The sequence below is a fragment of the Sphaerisporangium sp. NPDC049002 genome (genome assembly GCF_040649355.1).
Classification (GTDB): Bacteria; Actinomycetota; Actinomycetes; order Streptosporangiales; family Streptosporangiaceae; genus Sphaerisporangium.
This window is the reverse complement of sequence record NZ_JBEZFH010000002.1, coordinates 35,359-51,845: the sequence shown is the minus strand read 5'-3', so window position 1 is coordinate 51,845 and position 16,487 is coordinate 35,359. Positions and strand designations below refer to the sequence as shown.

The window sequence follows — 16,487 nt, the reverse complement described above, 5'->3', positions numbered from 1 at the left end:
GCGCTGCACAGATCTACAGGTACGGGCGCTGCCCGCGCTTGGCCTCGTTGTAGCGGTGGTGGAGGTCGGGGGTGGAGGAGACCTCGGCGACGGGGACGTCCCACCAGGCGGTCGTGTCGGGAGAGGGGCCGGGCACGGTCTCGACGTACACGACGGTCGTGACCGCGGACTCGCGCGCCTTGGTGAGGGCCACGCGCAGGGAGCCGGGGCCGGAGGCGCGCAGGACGTCGGCTCCAAGGCTCGCGGCGTTGGCGGCCAGGTCCACCGGCAGGTACGGCCCGTCGAGCCCTCCATCCGGGGAGCGCCTGCGGTAGGCCGTGCCGAGCCGTCGCGCGCCCACGGACTCCGAGAGGCCGCCGATCGACGCGAAGCCGTGGTTGTCCACGATCACGACGATCAGCTTGACGCCCTCCTGGACGGCGGTGGCGATCTCCTGGGCCATCATGAGGTACGACCCGTCGCCGACCAGCACGAACACCTCGCGCTCGGGCGCCGCCAGCTTCACACCGAGACCGCCCGCGATCTCGTATCCCATGCACGAGTAGCCGTACTCGACGTGGTACGCCTTCGGATCGGAGGACCGCCACAGTTTGTGCAGGTCGCCGGGCATCGACCCGGCGGCGTTGACCACCACGCCGTCCGTCCCCGCGACCTCGTTGAGCACGCCCAGCACCACCGGCTGGGTCAGCGTTTCCCCCGCGTACAGCGCCGACACCTTGTCGTGCCAGGCACGGCTCAGCCCGGTGGCCCGGGAGGTCCACGACGGGTCGGCCGTCCAGCCGTCCAGGTCGAGCACCGCGAGTCCTTCGCGGGCGTCGCCCACCAGCATGATCCCGGCGTGCTTGGCCGCGTCGAAGGCCGTGACGTTGAGGTTCACGAAGCGCGCGTCGCCGAAGAGCGTGCGCGAGGCCGTCGTGAAGTCGGTGTAGCGGGTGCCGACCCCGATGACCAGGTCGGCCTCGCGGGCGATCGCGTTCGCGGCGGCCGTGCCGGTGTGCCCGATCGCCCCGAGCGCGCACGGATGGTCGTACGGCAGGACGCCCTTGCCCGCCTGGGTCTCCCCGACGGGCACGCCGTGGGACTCGGCGAAGGCGGTGAGCTCCTCCCACGCCTCGCTGTAGATCACGCCGCCGCCCGCGACGATCAGCGGGCGCCGGGAACGCCTGATCGCCTCCGCGGCCCGCTCCACGGCGGCCGCGTCGGGGATGGGCCTCGCCACGTGCCAGACCCTGCGGGCGAACATCTCGGCGGGCCAGTCGTACGCCTCGGCCTGCACGTCCTGCGGCAGGGCGATCGTCACCGCGCCGGTCTCGGCGGGGTCGGTGAGCACCCGCATCGCCGCCATCAGCGCCGAAGGGAGCTGCTCGGGCCGGTTGATCCGGTCGAAGAAGCGCGACACCGGCCGCAGGCAGTCGTTGACGCTGACGTCGTACGAGCGTGGGTCCTCAAGCTCCTGCAGGACGGCCCCGGCGGCGCGGGTCGCGAAGATGTCGCCCGGCAGGAGGAGCACCGGGATCCTGTTGATCGTCGCGAGCGCGGCGCCGGTCACCATGTTGGTGGCGCCCGGACCGATCGAAGACGTGCAGGCGAAGGTCGAGAGGCGGTTGCGCGTCCTGGCGAAGCCCACGGCCGTGTGGACCATGGCCTGCTCGTTCCTCGCCAGGTAGTAGGGCAGCGGATCGCCGAGGCCCGCGCCGCGCTCCGCGAGCGCCTGGCCGACGCCGGCGACGTTCCCGTGCCCGAAGATGCCGAAGCAGCCCTCGATGAGCCGCTGCTCCACCCCGTCGCGCTCGCTCCACTGCTCGCCGAGGAACCGCACCAGCGCCTGGGCCACGGTCAGCCGGATCGTCGTCATGCCTTCGCCTCCGGCTCGCCGTTCGCGGATGCCGGCTCGTGGGTCCTCGGGGGCCGGGTCATGGGGACGCGGGGGTCCACCGGCTGGTCGTGCCAGGTGGAGCGGATCCAGGCGTGGCGGGGGTCGTCGCAGAAGGCCATGGAACGCTTCGGCGCCGGCCCGGCCAGCACGTTCAGGTAGTACAGGTCGTAGCCGGGAGCCGCCATCGAGGGCCCGTGGTAGCCGTGCGGCACCAGCACCACGTCCCCGCAGCTCACCTCCGCCAGCACGTCGATGGGCCTGCCCGGCGATCCGTACACCCGCTGGTATCCGGGGCCGCCCTCGAAGTAGTAGATCTCCTCCAGCACGGCCTCGCCGTCGCCCGGCGTGTCGTGCTTGTGCGGAGGGTAGGACGACCAGTTGCCCTCGGGGGTCAGCACCTCGACCGCGACGAGCTTGTCGCACTCGAAGGCGTCCGGGGCGCAGAAGTTGTTGACCTGGCGGCTGGCCCGCCCCGCTCCCCGCACCTCCACGGGGACGTCCTCGGCCGGGCCGTACCGCACCGGGAGCCGCCGCGTCGCGACGGCCGACGGCAGGGCGAAGCGGCCCCGCCCGCTCAGCCGGACGCCCGACCCGATGGGCAGGTAGGCGAAGTCCGTCACGGCGCCGAAGACCGACTCGCGGCCCCGCAGGTCGAGGCGTACCCCATCGCACTCGACGAGGCAGGACCCGGACAGCGGGACGACGAGCATCTCCTCGTCGCCGGTGCCGAACTCGACCGTCTCGCCGGAGATGTTGAGCGCCCGGAGCCCGGCGTAGGTCCATCCGGCGGTCTCGGGCGAGATCCGCAGCGCCCAGGGAGCCTCGGCGGTGGAGCCGGCGGGGATGTAGGACATCAGGTCACCTCCAGCAGCCCGGCGGCGATGTCGACGGCCGCGGCCACATCGTCGTCGGGCGGGTAGAGCAGCGCGCGTCCGACGACCAGGCCGCGCACACCGGGAAGCCGCAGCGCGTCGCGCCACGATGAGTACACCCGGTCGGGGGCCGCCGTGGGGTCGCCGCCGAGCAGCAGGGTGGGCAGGGTGGTCGCCTCGGTGACCCGCTCCATCTCGTCGATGACCGGGATCTTGAGCCAGGTGCGCGCGGAGGTCGCGCCGAGCCCCTGGGCGACGTGGATGGCGTGGATCATGCCTTCCGGGGACAGGTCGTGGTGGACGACGCCCTCGTCCCTGTGGGACCAGAACGGCTCGATCATGGCGACCAGGCTCTGCCTGGCCAGGCTCGTCACGGCACGCGAGCATGCCTCCAGCGTGTTGACCGTCTCGGCCGAGCGCACGCCGATGCGGCAGAGCATCTTGCCCCCGTCGAGCCGCATCTGGACGATCGACTCGGTGTCGTAGGCCGTGAAGCGGTCGTCGAACTCGAACGCCGTGCCGTGGACGCCGCCCCGGTTCATCGACCCGATCACCACCTTGTCGTGGAGCGCGCCGAGCAGCAGCAGATCTTCGACGATGTCGGGGGTGGCGAGCAGGCCGTCGACCCCGGGCCGCGCCAGCGCGACGCCGAGCCGGTCGAGCAGGTCGACGCGGCTGGCCATGGCCATCGGCCGCCCGCGCACGCCGATCGCGCCTCTGGCCGGGTGGTCGGCCGCGATGATCAGGAGCTGGTCGCGGTCGGCCAGCAGCGGCCTGCGCCGGCGTTCGGCGGCGGCCTGGGCGATCTTCTCGGGATACCTGGCGCGGTACTCGGCCAGCCTCCTGCGATCGTCGTCACGCATGGGCTTCCCCCGGGAGCCCTGAGAGCCCTGAGAGCCCAGAGAGCACGGCCTCGACTTCCTTGGCCGTGGGCATGGCCGGCGCGCAGGCGAGCCGTCCGGCGACGATCGCCCCGGCCGCGTTGGCGAAGCGCAGGGTCTCCTCAAGGCTCCGGCCGGCGAGCAGGCCGTCGCAGAGCGCGCCGCCGAACGCGTCGCCCGCGCCGAGCCCGTTCACCACCTCGACCGGCACCGGTGGCACCTCCACGGTCTCCCCTGCCGTCATGCCCAGCACGCCCGCGGATCCCCGCTTCACGACCGCCAGCTCGACGCCCTGGTCGAGCAGCGCCCTGGCGGCCTCGTACGGCTCGCGCGTGCCGGTGGCCACCTCGCACTCGTCGAGGTTCCCCACGGCCACGGTGACCTGCCCGAGGGCCTTGCGTACCCATTCTCGCGCCGCTTCGGGCGACGCCCAGAACATGGGGCGGTAGTCGAGGTCGAGCACGGTCAGCGGCGCGCGGCCCCTGGCCTCCCAGGCGGCGAAGTGGGCGCTTCTGGACGGTTCCTCGGACAGCCCGGTGATCGTCGCCCAGAACAGGCGCGCCCCCCTGATCGCCGCGAGGTCCAGCTCCTCCGGATAGATCTCCAGGTCGGGGGCCTTGGGGTAGCGGTAGAAGAACAGCGGGAAGTCCTCGGGAGGGCGGATCTCGCAGAAGGTCACGGGTGTCGGCAGCCCCCGGACCTCGGTGACGTGGCGGTCGTCGACGCCGTACGAGCGCAGCGCGTCGTGGACGAACTCCCCGAACGGATCGGCCCCTGTGCGGGTGATCACGGCGGACTCGCGGCCCAGCCGGGCGGCGGCGACCGCGACGTTGGAAGGGCTGCCGCCGAGGTACTTGCCGAAGGTCTCCACCTCGCGCAGCGAGACGCCGACCTGGAGCGGGTAGATGTCGACGCCCACCCTGCCGATCGTGAGCACCTCGGTCATGCGTCGCCTTCCCTGCCGTACCCGGGCAGACCGGACCCCGGCACCGCCTCGGGCGCGGGATGCGAGAGCGCGGACAGGTACGCCAGGCTCTCGCGGACGGCGGCCATCGGCCCCTCGCCGCTCGGCGGCTCCCCGTCGAGGACGACGTCCTGCTCCATGACGTACCAGCCCTGGTAGTGGGCGTCGCCGAGCCGGGTCACGATGCCCGCCACGTCGACGTCGCCCCTGCCGAGGGGGCGGTAGATCCCGGCGCGCACGGCGTCGGTGTAGGTGAGCTTTCCCGCGCGGACCTGCTCGGCGAGCGTGGCGTCCACGTCTTTGAGGTGAACGTGTGCGACTCTGGCTGCTGCCCTGGACACCAGGTCAAGCGGGTCGGTGCCCCCGATGAGAAGGTGGCCGGTGTCCAGGCAGAGTGGCATCTCCGAGCCGTCGAGCACCCGGCCGACCTCGTCACGCGTCTCGATCATGGTGCCGACGTGCGGGTGGAGGGTGACGGCCCGCTCGAACCGCTCGGCCGCCTCCAGCACCCGTCCGAGGTTGGCCAGAAGCGTCTTCCAGCCCTCGGCGTCGAGCACGGGTCTCTCGTCGTAGCCGTCGGCGCCGGTCGCGGCCGCGAGCACGACCGTCCCCACGTCACCGTCGGCGAACGCCCGCAACGTGGCCTGCGCCTCCGGCACAGGGTCGTACGCGGGATCGTGCAGCACGACCGGGACGAAGCCCCCGATGCCGCTCAGGCCGTACGACGCGAGGAGCGTGCGGCGGTGCCCGGGGGACGGGGGCAGGAAGCCGTCGGGGCCCAGCTCGGTCGCGGTGAGGCCGAGCGCGCGCATCTCACCGAGGACGCGGTCGCGGTCGAGCTGGTGGCCCCAGCCCGGCACCTCGCACACCCCCCACGAGATCGGGGCTGCGGCGATCCTGACCGGGCCGGTCACGGCGTCGCCCGAGGGACCGGCCACAGGTGCGCTCATACGGTCACCTCCGCGACCCTCACCAGGCGTCCGGTGCGGCGGGACAGCTCTGCCGCCTCGGCGACGCGCAGGGCGGCGAGCGCGTCCTGGACGGTGCAGGGGCTCTGCCCGCCGTCGCGCACGCTGCCGAGGAAGGCCCCGATCTCGGTGACGTAGGCCGCCTCGAAGCGGGCGCCGAAGTCGGGCCACGGCTCGCCGCTTGGGAACCCGGCGGCGGGCTCGGCCGAGGTCAGGGGCACGCGGTCGTCGAGCCCCACGACGACCGTGCCACGTGTTCCCGCGAGCTCCATCCGCACGTCGTACCCGGCGCCGTTGTATCGAGACCCCTGCATCGTCACAAGCGTTCCGTCGTCGAGGGTCAGCAGGGCGGCGCTGGTGTCCACGTCGCCCGCCTCCGCGAAGAACGCGGCCCCCCGGTTGGCCCCCGTGGCGTACACCGACTCGACCTCGCGGCCGGTCACCCAGCGGAGGATGTCGAAGTCGTGGATGTGGCAGTCGCGGAAGATGCCCCCGGAGAGGGGGATGTAGGCGGCGTCGGGCGGCCGGGGGTCGGCGGTCAGCAGGTGGACCCGGTGCAGGTCGCCCACTTCGCCGCTCCTGAGCGCCCGGCGCGCGGCGGCGTACCCGGCGTCGAAGCGCCGCTGGAAGCCGATGTGGACGAGCGTGCCGCTGCGATCTGCCGCCTCGACGACGCGTGCGGTCTCCTCGATGCCCGGCGCGACCGGCTTCTCGCAGAAGACCGGGACGCCGGCGTCGCAGGCCCGCAGGATGAGCTCCGCATGGGTCGAGGTGGGGGTGGCGACGACCACCGCGTCCGTCTCGAACGCGTCTCCGACCAGCGCTCCGACCCGGCCTGCCACCTCCTTCGCCCGCACCTCGTCGGCGTCCGACACGATCAGCTCGCCGACCTCGGGATGCGCGGCGAGCGTCGTCGCGTGGAACGCTCCGATGCGGCCAAGACCCAACAGACCCACACGCATACTGCCTCCGCGGCTCGATCAGCTGACGACGACCCGTCCACAGTTCTAGGTATCAGAATGCCCGGCGTCAAGAATATGTCCTGACATTCAGACGAACTATGGTCTTGGCGACGTCGTGAGCCGCAGCCTGGGCAGGACGTGCAGGACCGGACATGAATGAGCCCGGACGTTCCGCGGGAAGGTCCGGGCTCGCGTGGGCGGGGGGGTCACCACCATCGTGCCCGTCCCGGGACGGCGTGCTTCTCGTCGTGGGTGCCGACCGGCCGGAGGTCGTCGCCCGCCAGCTCGCGGCCGGTCCACTCGGGGTGGTCCTCTTCATGAGAACCCTTGATCCCTGCGGCGCGCGCTTCCGCGCCGGTGATCTCGGGTTCATGCGGGGCTCGCCTCGTGTCGGGGGTCACCGGCCATTGGGCGTTCTCGCCCCTGATGCCGCACAGAACGATGGTGACGAGCGCGACCCCCAAGGCGGACGCGACCACTATCACTCCGAGGACCACCACCACGACGTTGCCCGGATCCATGATTTCCCCCGATATCGGATTTCGTGCGTACTTCCAGTATCGAACGCACATACACACGCATTCGGCTCATAGGTGACGCGGGGACGTCACGTCTGCCCCAAGGTTCGCCCAATCGTGTACAGCCCCGCGTCAGGAGGACGTCACAGGGAGCCGTACCCTGCACAGGACGGCGGCGAGCGCGCCACGGATACGGAGGAGCACAGGCGATGCCCGAGTTCGACTACACCGACCTGCTTCCGATGGGCCCCGATGAGACGGAATACCGTCTGGTCACGGCTGAGGGGGTGCGGAAGGTCGAGGCGGCGGGCCGTACGTTCCTGGAAGTGGACCCGGAGGCGCTGCGCCTTCTGACCAAGACCGCGATCCACGATATTTCCCACTACCTGCGGTCGTCCCACCTCGCCCAGCTCCGCAAGATCATCGATGACCCCGAGTCGAGCGGCAACGACAGGTTCGTGGCGCTCGACCTGCTCAAGAACGCGAGTATCTCGGCCGGCGGCGTGCTCCCCATGTGCCAGGACACCGGCACCGCGATCGTGATGGGCAAGCGCGGCCGCCACGTGCTGACCGACGGCGCCGACCCCGAGCACATCTCGCGAGGCGTGTACGACGCCTACACCGAGCTGAACCTCCGGTACTCCCAGATGGCCCCGCTGACCATGTGGGACGAGAAGAACACCGGCAGCAACCTCCCGGCCCAGATCGAGCTCTACGCCGAGGACCCCCACGGCCACCCTGACGAGTACAAGCTGCTGTTCATGGCCAAGGGCGGCGGCAGCGCCAACAAGTCCTTCCTCTACCAGGAGACCAAGGCCGTACTGAACGAGAAGCGGATGCTCCGGTTCCTGGAGGAGAAGATCCGCTCCCTCGGCACCGCCGCGTGCCCCCCGTACCACCTGGCGGTGGTCGTGGGCGGCACCAGCGCCGAGTTCGCGCTGAAGACCGCGAAGTACGCCTCCGCGCGCTACCTCGACACGATCCCCACCGAGGGCTCGCCCTCCGGGCACGGCTTCCGCGACATGGAACTGGAGAAGAAGGTCTTCGAGCTCACCCAGAAGCTCGGCATCGGCGCGCAGTTCGGCGGGAAGTACTTCTGCCACGACGTGCGGGTGATCCGGCTCCCGAGGCACGGCGCATCGTGCCCGGTCGCGATCGCCGTCTCGTGCAGCGCCGACCGGCAGGCCCTCGCCAAGATCACGCCGGAGGGCGTCTTCCTGGAGAAGCTGGAGACCGACCCGGCGCGCTTCCTGCCCGAGACGACCGACGAGCACCTCTCGGACGACGTGGTCTCCATCGATCTCAACCGGCCCATGAGCGAGATCCTCGCCGAGCTCACGCGCTACCCCGTGAAGACCCGGCTCTCGCTGACCGGCCCGCTCGTCGTCGCCCGTGACATCGCGCACGCCAAGATCGCCGAACGGCTCGACGCCGGCGAGGAGATGCCGCAGTACCTGAAGGACCACGCCGTCTACTACGCCGGACCGGCCAAGACGCCCGAGGGGTACGCCTCGGGATCCTTCGGCCCGACGACCGCCGGACGCATGGACTCCTACGTCGAGCGCTTCCAGGCCGAGGGCGGGTCCTTGCTGATGCTGGCCAAAGGCAACCGCTCCAAGCAGGTCACCGAGGCCTGCCAGAAGTACGGCGGCTTCTACCTCGGCTCGATCGGCGGCCCGGCGGCCCGGCTCGCGCAGGACTGCATCAGGAAGGTGGAGGTCCTCGAATACGCGGAGCTCGGCATGGAGGCCGTCTGGAAGATCGAAGTGGAGGACTTCCCCGCGTTCATCGTGGTCGACGACAAGGGCGCCGACTTCTTCGAGGACACGAGTGGTCCCGTGCTCACTATCGGTCGCCGAATCTGACTGAATCTGACGGAAGATCTCAACAGAGAATCGGCATGGCCTCTACAGGCGGCGATAAACAAATCGGTAAGCTGCCACCCATGCGCGCCCCGTCCGGATACGAGCTTGCCTCGCGTTACCGGCTCGTAGAGCCGGTCGGCCGCGGCGGCATGGGCACCGTCTGGCGCGCGCACGACGACCTTCTCGACCGTGACGTGGCTGTCAAGGAGGTGCGCCTCCCGCTGGTCCTCGACGAGGAGCTCCGGGCCGAGCTCTGCGCCAGGACCGAGCGCGAGGCGCGCGCGACCGCCATGGTGGCCCACCCCTCTGTGATCACCGTCTTCGACGTCGTGACCGAGGACGACCGCCCCTGGATCGTCATGGAGCTCCTGCACGCCCGATCGCTGGAAGACCTGGTCAAGGAGGAGGGGCCGCTTCCCCCTCGCCGCGTGGCCGAGATCGGCCGCCAGGTGCTCGGCGCGCTGCGGGCCGTGCACGGCAAGGGCATCCTGCACCGTGACGTGAAGCCCAGCAACGTGCTGGTGACCGAGGACCGCGCGGTGCTCACCGACTTCGGCCTGGCCGCCCTCGAAGGCGACGCGTCGATCACACAGGCCGGCATCGTGCTCGGCTCGGCCGGCTACATCGCCCCCGAGCGCGTCCTCGGCGACAAGGCCAGCCCCGGCGCCGACCTGTGGTCGTTCGGCGCCACGTTGTACACCGCCGTCGAGGGCCGCGGCCTCCACGGCAGGCGTACGGCCGCGGCGGCGCTGGCCGCGCTCACGAGCGGCGAGCCCATCCCGATGGACAGGGCCGGGCCGCTCGCCCCCATCCTGCGCGGCCTGCTCCAGATCGACCCCGACGCCCGGCTCGACGGCATGCGCGCCTCCCTCATGCTCGCCCGCGTGGCGGCCGGCGGCTCGGCTGAGGAACCGCTCGGAGGTCCCGCCCACCGCACCACCACCCGCCAGCAGCCCGCGACCGCGACGGGCGGCCTGCCGCCCCCGCCTCACGCCGCGAGGGGCGCCCTGTCGTCGTCGCCCCCGGCTCCCCGCAGGCCCTCGCCCCACCGGGGCCAGCACCGGGCGGACGCCAGGCCCGAGGCCCGGCCCGTCTACCTCCCGCCCCGCGACCCCGGCCCCGTGCCGCAACCTCGTGTGCCCCGCAGGGCGACCGAGGGGGTGCACCGCAAATCGCCTGACCCCGCGCCGGGCCGCCGCCGGGCTCCCTCGAACCCCGAGGTGAACCAGGTGATGCGCCAGTTGTCCGAAATCGTGCGTATGGTCCTGCCTCGCCGCTTCTGGCCAAAAAATATGCGTTAGTGATGCGAAAGCAATTCTCAAGGCACTGTCGCTATCTTCTTACTCATGCCGGAACAGCAGAGGCGGCTGCTCGCCGACAGATACGAGCTGATCATCCCCCTGGGCAGGGGGACGATGGGCACTGTCTGGCGCGCTCACGACCGCCTCCTCGGCCGCGACGTGGCCGTCAAGGAGATCCGCCAGGACTCGGGGCTGAGCAAGGAGCAACGCGACGAGCTGCGCGAACGCATGATCCGCGAGGGTCGCATCGCTGCCAAGATCGCCCATCCCTCCGTGGCCACCGTCCATGACGCCATCGTGGTCGACGGCAGCCCGTGGATCGTCATGGAGCTGGTCGAGGCCAGGTCCCTGGAGCAGGTGATCGACGAGGAGGGGCCCCTGCCGCCCCGGCTCGTCGCCGAGATCGGCCTCGACCTGCTGGGAGCGCTGCGCGCCGCGCACGACCAGGGCATCCTGCACCGTGACGTCAAGCCAGGCAACGTGCTCCTGACCGACACGGGCCGCGTGGTGCTCACCGACTTCGGCATCGCCAAGGCGGCGGGCGACAGCAACATCACCAAGACGGGCATGGTGATCGGCTCACCCGGCTACACGGCCCCCGAGCGGGCCCGGGGAGACCACACCGGCCCCGAGTCCGACCTGTGGTCGCTCGGCGCGACGCTGTACTTCGCGGTCGAGGGGCGGCCCGCGTACGAGCGCGACTCGGTCGGCGAAACGCTGGCCGCGCTGATGACCGAGCAGGCCGACCCCGCCACCCAGGCCGGACCACTCCGCCCCACGCTCGAAGCCCTGCTGGAGAAGGACCACACCAGGCGCCTCACGCACGACCAGGCGGTCTCCAGGCTCCGCGCGGTCGCCAGGACCCGCTCCGCCAAGGCCGCCGCGACCGTGTCCCCCCAGCCGGCCGCATCCCCCCAGCCGGCCGCATCCCCTCAGCCAGCCGCATCCCCTCAGCCGGCCACGGCCCCGAAAGCCCAGCCCACCACGGCCCCGGAACCGGCCGTCCCTCGGGAACCCGCCACGGCCCGGGAAGCCGCCGCCACGCAGGAAATCCCCACCGCCCAGAAGCCCACCACCCCGAAGCCCGCCGCCGCACAGAAGCCCCCCAGCGCTCAGAAAGGCGACAGCGCTCGGAAAGTCGGCAGCGTCCCCGAGCCGGACGCCGGCTCCTGGCCGGACGTCGATCCGGATCAGACGATGACGGTCATCCGTCCCAAGGGGGGCCTGCGCATCCCCGGGGTCCAGCCCTCCCCGGGCGCTCCCTCCGACGAGGACGGCCAGGCGACCACGGTCGGGCGGCTTCCCTCGATGCCGGCCGCCGCCCCTCAGGCGCCTCCCGCGCCACCGGCCCGGCCGGCGCCTCACGCCTCCCCCGTCCCGCCCGTACGGCCGGCGGCGGCCATGTCGTCTGCGGCGACCGGGCTCGCCGCCGGAACGCTCTCCCCCCAGGAAGCGGCACATGGTCCTCGGGGGACGGCGAGCGAGGCGGGCGCCTGGGCCGATCGGCCCACCCCCGAGAACGGGCTGGGGACCGACCTGTTCGCCTTCCAGGGCACCGCGCCGCCCCGGGGCAGCAGCCCCACCGGGATGATCATCCTGGTCGCCGTGGCCCTGCTCGGGCTGGCGGCCATCGTGATGCTCGTGGCCGCCGCGGTGTCGAGCAGCGGCTCCACCGACCCGGCGGGGGCGAAGGCGCCGGGCGGGCAGCGGCCGGGCGGGAGCGTCACCGCCTCCACCGTGCACGCCAACCGGTCACAGTTCGGAGTGGTCCTCTCCTCATTCCGGTCATTCCAGCCCGCCCGCGGGGACACATCCGGCGGCTCGTAGAGCAAAACTGGAGTCATGGAGGATTTCCGGATCGAACATGACTCGATGGGCGACGTACGCGTTCCCGCGTCGGCCAAGTGGCGGGCGCAGACGCAGCGCGCCGTAGAGAACTTCCCGATTTCGGGGCGCGGGCTCGAACCGGCCCACATAGCGGCGCTCGGACTGATCAAGGCCGTGGCGGCGGAGGTGAACGGCGAGCTGGGCGTCCTTCCCGCCGACATGGCCGAGGCCATCTCCGAGGCGGCCACCGACGTCGCCGAGGGCGAGTGGAACGACGAGTTCCCGATCGACGTCTTCCAGACCGGTTCCGGCACCTCGTCCAACATGAACGCCAACGAGGTGATCGCCACGCTCGCCGAGAAGCGGCTCGGCCGCCCGGTGCATCCGAACGACCACGTCAACGCCTCGCAGTCGTCCAACGACGTGTTCCCGTCGTCGATCCACGTGGCGGCGATGGTGGACGTCGCGTACGAGCTGATCCCGGCGCTCGACCACCTGGCCATCTCGCTGCGCCAGAAGGCCGACGTGTTCTCGAAGACGGTCAAGGCGGGGCGCACCCACCTGATGGACGCCACACCGGTGACGCTGGGCCAGGAGTTCGGCGGCTACGCCACGCAGGTGGAGAACGGCATCGCGCGGCTGCGCGCGACGGCGCCCCGGGTCGCCGAGCTGCCCCTGGGCGGCACGGCGGTGGGCACGGGCGTCAACACGCCGCCCGGGTTCGCCCAGGCGGTCGTCCAGAAGCTCAGGGAGGCCACCGAGCTGCCGTTCACCGAGGCCCGCGACCACTTCGAGGCCCAGGGCGCCCGTGACGCGCTCGTGGAGCTGTCCGGCCAGCTCCGCGTGGTCGCCGTGTCCCTCAACAAGATCGCCAACGACCTGCGCTGGATGGGGTCGGGGCCGCGGGCGGGCCTGGGCGAGATCAACCTCCCCGACCTCCAGCCCGGCTCCTCGATCATGCCGGGAAAGGTCAACCCGGTCGTCCCCGAAGCGGTGACCATGGTGGCGGCCCAGGTCATCGGGAACGACGCGGCGGTGACCTTCGCCGGGGCGTCCGGGAGCTTCGAGCTCAACGTGATGATGCCGGTCATCGCGCGCAACGTGCTGGAGTCGATCCGCCTGCTGGCAAGCGTGTCACGGCTGCTCGCCGACAGGTGCGTCCACCGGATCACCGCCAACACCGACCGGCTGCGGGAGTACGCCGAGTCCTCCCCGTCGATCGTGACCCCGCTCAACCGCGTCCTCGGGTACGAGGAGGCGGCGAGCATCGCCAAGCAGTCGCTCAAGGAGCGCAAGACCATCAAGGAGGTCGTGATCGAACGCGGCCACGTGGCCTCCGGCAAGCTCACCGAAGAGCAACTCGACGCCGCCCTGGACGTCCTCGCCATGACCTCCCCAGGTCAGCCCGGGGGTGGTGAGGGGAGGTAGCGCTGCTGGACGGCGTGGGCGAGGCGGACGGCGTATCGGCCGCCGGGGACGTGGGTGGCGAGCCTGCCGAGGATCGAGCGCCGGGCCGAGAGCATGCCGGGCTCTCCCGAGGCCTGGATCCTCGCCCTTCCTCCCCTGCCCATCTCAAGGACGAACCGCAGGTCGACCTCCTTGCCGTCGACGCGCAGGCGCGGCGTCCACAGGCCGGGGGCGATGTGCCCCTCGCCGGGGAACCGGCGTACCGGGACCTTGGCGACGAGCTGGCCGGGGAAGCGGCCCGGCACCCCCGGCTCGACGAGCGCGGGGACCGCGATGACCCGGCTCCGGCTCGCGATGTGCCGCAGCACCAGCTCCGCAGGAGGGCCCCCGCTCGGCGGCACGTACGGGACGGGAAGGACGACGAACACGTTCCCTTCACGGTGGGTGACCGAGGCCCCCGGCGAGACGAGCACGATCGACTCGGAGAACGACCGGGGCTCCACGCACACGCTCAGCTCCCTCTGGTCGGACCAGCAGGGGATGATCAGCTTGTGCGGGTGCCCGGCGAGCACGCCGACGCAGCTCAGCTGGGCGCCCCGGTGTCCCGCGACCCGGGCGCGGGCCTGCTGCGCGCCGCTGTGCATGCGGACGTGCACCTCCCACTCGCCCGGACGGAGTGCACGTCCGAGCGCGGCCGTGCCCACGTCCAGCCCGGCCCGTCCGACGGCCCAGACGCGGACCCTGTCCCCTTCCTGCGACCGGCACACCTCGCCGGCCACCGGAAGGAAGAAGATCAGCCCGCTGTCCATGTGGCGGATGTAGACCTCCATCCGGGCCCGGGCCACCGCATCGGTCACGTCGGTCAGCTCCGGCGGCAGGACGAGGCCGTCGAGCGGGGGCGTCCAGTGGAGGCGGTCGTCCTCGGCCCTGAAGGTCATCGGCGCCCCCTCGGCGTCGACGATCTCCACGGCCAGGTCCATGAGCAGGACACCTTCCTCCCAGCGCACCTCCCGGAGCTCCGCGCGCACGGACGTACCCCTGGAAGCCTCGCTGAGGGCGACCAGGCGCCCCAGCTCGCCCGATCGGACCAGAACCGCCCGGGCGCGCATATGGACCGGCAGATGGCGATCCAGCTCCTCGCGGAACCGCTCGGCGGTCAGCGCGCGCATCTCCGCGAAGAGCGCCACGCGCTGGTCCTGGCGTGGGGACAGGAGTCGTCGCCCGCCCAGCATGCGCAGCACGCCCGTGCGGAACCAGTGGGCGTACAGCCGGTCACGCTGGTCCCCCGGGTCGCTGTGGGCGTCGATGATGTCGAGGATCGCCCGGATCCCCGCGGCGTGGGCGCCCGGGTCCACCAGGCGGTCCGGGGTGGGGGCGACGTGGCAGCAGATGTGGTCGGCGAGGACCGCGACGACCTTCGCGGTCAGGTACGCCTTGACGACGAACGCCTGCTCCGACAGCTCGGGATCGAGGTCGGCGAAGCGGATCTCGCGCGTGTCGAGGAAGGCGCGGCGGAACAGCTTGTGCGCCGTCGGCAGCCCGAGGAGGCGGTCGCGCAGCACGTCGGCGCGCTCGCGGTTGCGGGTGAAGGCCCTCGGCGGCGGCTGGTCCCCGGTGACCAGCCGTCCGATCAGCACATCGGCGTCGGTCTCCACGGCGAAGCGGTACATCATCTCCAGCGCCACGCGCTCCAGCCGGTCGCGCTGGCCGAGAAGGTAGACGTACTCGCCCTGGGCCACGGCCAGGCCCACGTTGCGCCCGCGCGCGGGCGAGCCGGTGTGCTCCAGGTGCAGGACCCTGACGTTGGGCCGGACGGCGGCCACGGCGTCGAGCCGCTCCCGCGTGCCGTCCCCCGACCTGTCGTCGGCGAAGATCACTTCATACTCGTCCGACGGCATCGACTGCTCCAGCAGCGAACGTACGCACGCGTCGAACGCGTCATCGTCCGGGCCTGGCTCTGATACCGGCACCACCACGCTGACCTTGACACCCATGTGGGCAAGGGTGGGGCGCGCACCGCCGGGACGCGGTCAGGCTTGCCGAAACGTCAAACAACCCTGACCAAGAGTTCGCGCTGTCCGGTGACGGCGAAGAAAAGGCTCAGTACCAGCCGGTCGCCTGGGAGTGCCCCCACGCGCCGCAGGGGGTCTTGTAGCGGGCCGCGATGTAGCCGAGACCCCACTCGATCTGGGTGGCCGCGTTGACCTGCCAGTCGCCGCCCGCGCTGGCCATCTTGCTGCCGGGCAGGGCCTGCGGGATGCCGTAGGCGCCACTGCTGCGGTTCATGGCCCGCTCGTTCCAGTGGCTTTCCCTGTCCCACAGCTTCTCCAGGCATCCCCACTCGCCTGACCAGCCTCGCGCGGCGGCCATCTTCTGGCCGAGCGCCTTGTTGCTGCCGGGGTTGGGCTTGGAGCCGGGCGGGAATGCCTGCGGGGTGAAGCCCTCGCCCCCGGGCGCCTTCTTGACGATCTTCACGGGGTCGAAGCCCGCCGCGGCCTTCTTACGGGCGTTCTTGATGTCGTATGCCCGCTGCGCCTGAGCGGCGACGGCCTTCAGCGCGTCGGTCTTGGGGTCGGGCGCGAACGGGTCGTTCACCCGCATCAGGTCGTCGAGCGTCAGAGGGGTGGACGAGGCCGCCTCGTTCTCCTTGACGGTCTTGACCACGAAGACGCCGAGCGCCGCGACCGCCGCCAGGGACAGCCCGACGCCGATCACCCGCTTGGGTGTCAGCCATGACCGGCGTTCGCCCCGCTTACGGGCCTGACCACGCGGCGACGAGGCGTGTTCTTCGTCCCGCCTGCTTCGCCTGTCCCGCAACTGCTGACCTGAGCTCACGGCCTATGAGCTTGCCGTGACATAGGGGGTGGTTCGCAACCCAAACGTCAAAGTTCTTTGGGGGTCACATGACCTAACCGGGGAGTAACGTGCGCTTATCCACCTCAATGTGATTCTCGTCACACCGACGGTCCGGGGGGTCCGCCCTCCGGACCCCCGCACCGGAGGGCGGCCGGATAGCACCCTCAGGCTGCTTCGTTACTGTCGAGGT

At 71.5% G+C, this 16,487-nt stretch carries 13 protein-coding genes; 4 read left to right on the top strand and 9 right to left on the bottom strand.

The window, feature by feature from the left end:
* Window positions 1-13: 13 nt before the first annotated feature.
* From iolD to AB0B89_RS00875, 7 genes are all read right to left on the bottom strand, one after another.
* Complete coding sequence (gene iolD / locus AB0B89_RS00905; protein WP_358546142.1) at window positions 14-1,855, bottom strand: 3D-(3,5/4)-trihydroxycyclohexane-1,2-dione acylhydrolase (decyclizing); 1,842 nt, start codon at window positions 1,853-1,855, stop codon at window positions 14-16.
* The gene (gene iolB / locus AB0B89_RS00900; protein ID WP_358546140.1) at window positions 1,852-2,730 is read right to left on the bottom strand and encodes a 5-deoxy-glucuronate isomerase; all 879 of its coding nucleotides are present in this window, start codon (window positions 2,728-2,730) and stop codon (window positions 1,852-1,854) included. Before iolB ends, iolD begins: the two co-directional genes overlap by 4 nt.
* Window positions 2,730-3,611, bottom strand: a complete 882-nt coding sequence (locus AB0B89_RS00895; RefSeq protein WP_358546137.1) for a deoxyribose-phosphate aldolase — start codon at window positions 3,609-3,611, stop codon at window positions 2,730-2,732. The genes iolB and AB0B89_RS00895 overlap by 1 nt, the downstream gene beginning before the upstream one ends.
* Window positions 3,604-4,575 carry a 5-dehydro-2-deoxygluconokinase gene (gene iolC / locus AB0B89_RS00890; protein ID WP_358546135.1) on the bottom strand — a complete coding sequence of 324 codons (972 nt, stop codon included), beginning with the start codon at window positions 4,573-4,575 and terminating at the stop codon, window positions 3,604-3,606. The genes AB0B89_RS00895 and iolC overlap by 8 nt, the downstream gene beginning before the upstream one ends.
* Entirely contained in the window at window positions 4,572-5,543 is a 972-nt protein-coding gene (locus AB0B89_RS00885; protein WP_358546132.1) for a TIM barrel protein, read from the bottom strand. The genes iolC and AB0B89_RS00885 overlap by 4 nt, the downstream gene beginning before the upstream one ends.
* Entirely contained in the window at window positions 5,540-6,523 is a 984-nt protein-coding gene (locus AB0B89_RS00880; protein ID WP_358546129.1) for a Gfo/Idh/MocA family oxidoreductase, read from the bottom strand. The genes AB0B89_RS00885 and AB0B89_RS00880 overlap by 4 nt, the downstream gene beginning before the upstream one ends.
* 206 nt (window positions 6,524-6,729) lie before the next feature.
* Window positions 6,730-7,044 (bottom strand): hypothetical protein, encoded by a 315-nt coding sequence (locus AB0B89_RS00875; RefSeq protein ID WP_358546126.1) that lies wholly within the window; start codon window positions 7,042-7,044, stop codon window positions 6,730-6,732.
* A 206-nt stretch (window positions 7,045-7,250) separates the two neighbouring features.
* Between AB0B89_RS00875 and AB0B89_RS00870 the strand changes: the two genes are divergently transcribed.
* The 4 genes from AB0B89_RS00870 (at window position 7,251) to AB0B89_RS00855 (ending at window position 13,462) form a co-directional block, all read left to right on the top strand.
* Window positions 7,251-8,906 carry a fumarate hydratase gene (locus AB0B89_RS00870; protein ID WP_358546124.1) on the top strand — a complete coding sequence of 552 codons (1,656 nt, stop codon included), beginning with the start codon at window positions 7,251-7,253 and terminating at the stop codon, window positions 8,904-8,906.
* Window positions 8,907-8,986: 80 nt separating this feature from the next.
* Entirely contained in the window at window positions 8,987-10,207 is a 1,221-nt protein-coding gene (locus tag AB0B89_RS00865) for a protein kinase (RefSeq protein WP_358546122.1), read from the top strand.
* A 45-nt stretch (window positions 10,208-10,252) separates the two neighbouring features.
* Window positions 10,253-12,034, top strand: coding sequence for a protein kinase (locus tag AB0B89_RS00860; protein ID WP_358546119.1), 1,782 nt, complete (start codon window positions 10,253-10,255; stop codon window positions 12,032-12,034).
* A 15-nt stretch (window positions 12,035-12,049) separates the two neighbouring features.
* On the top strand, window positions 12,050-13,462 hold the full coding sequence (locus AB0B89_RS00855) for a class II fumarate hydratase (protein WP_358546117.1): 1,413 nt from the start codon (window positions 12,050-12,052) through the stop codon (window positions 13,460-13,462).
* On the opposite strand, the gene AB0B89_RS00850 is transcribed toward AB0B89_RS00855, so the two are convergent.
* Together AB0B89_RS00850 and AB0B89_RS00845 are read right to left on the bottom strand one after the other, a co-directional pair.
* Entirely contained in the window at window positions 13,435-15,435 is a 2,001-nt protein-coding gene (locus AB0B89_RS00850) for a glycosyltransferase family 2 protein (protein ID WP_358546114.1), read from the bottom strand. The two genes, AB0B89_RS00855 and AB0B89_RS00850, sit on opposite strands and share 28 nt — an antisense overlap.
* A gap of 106 nt (window positions 15,436-15,541) precedes the next feature.
* Window positions 15,542-16,276 (bottom strand): lytic transglycosylase domain-containing protein, encoded by a 735-nt coding sequence (locus AB0B89_RS00845; protein WP_358546112.1) that lies wholly within the window; start codon window positions 16,274-16,276, stop codon window positions 15,542-15,544.
* Window positions 16,277-16,487: the final 211 nt, after the last annotated feature.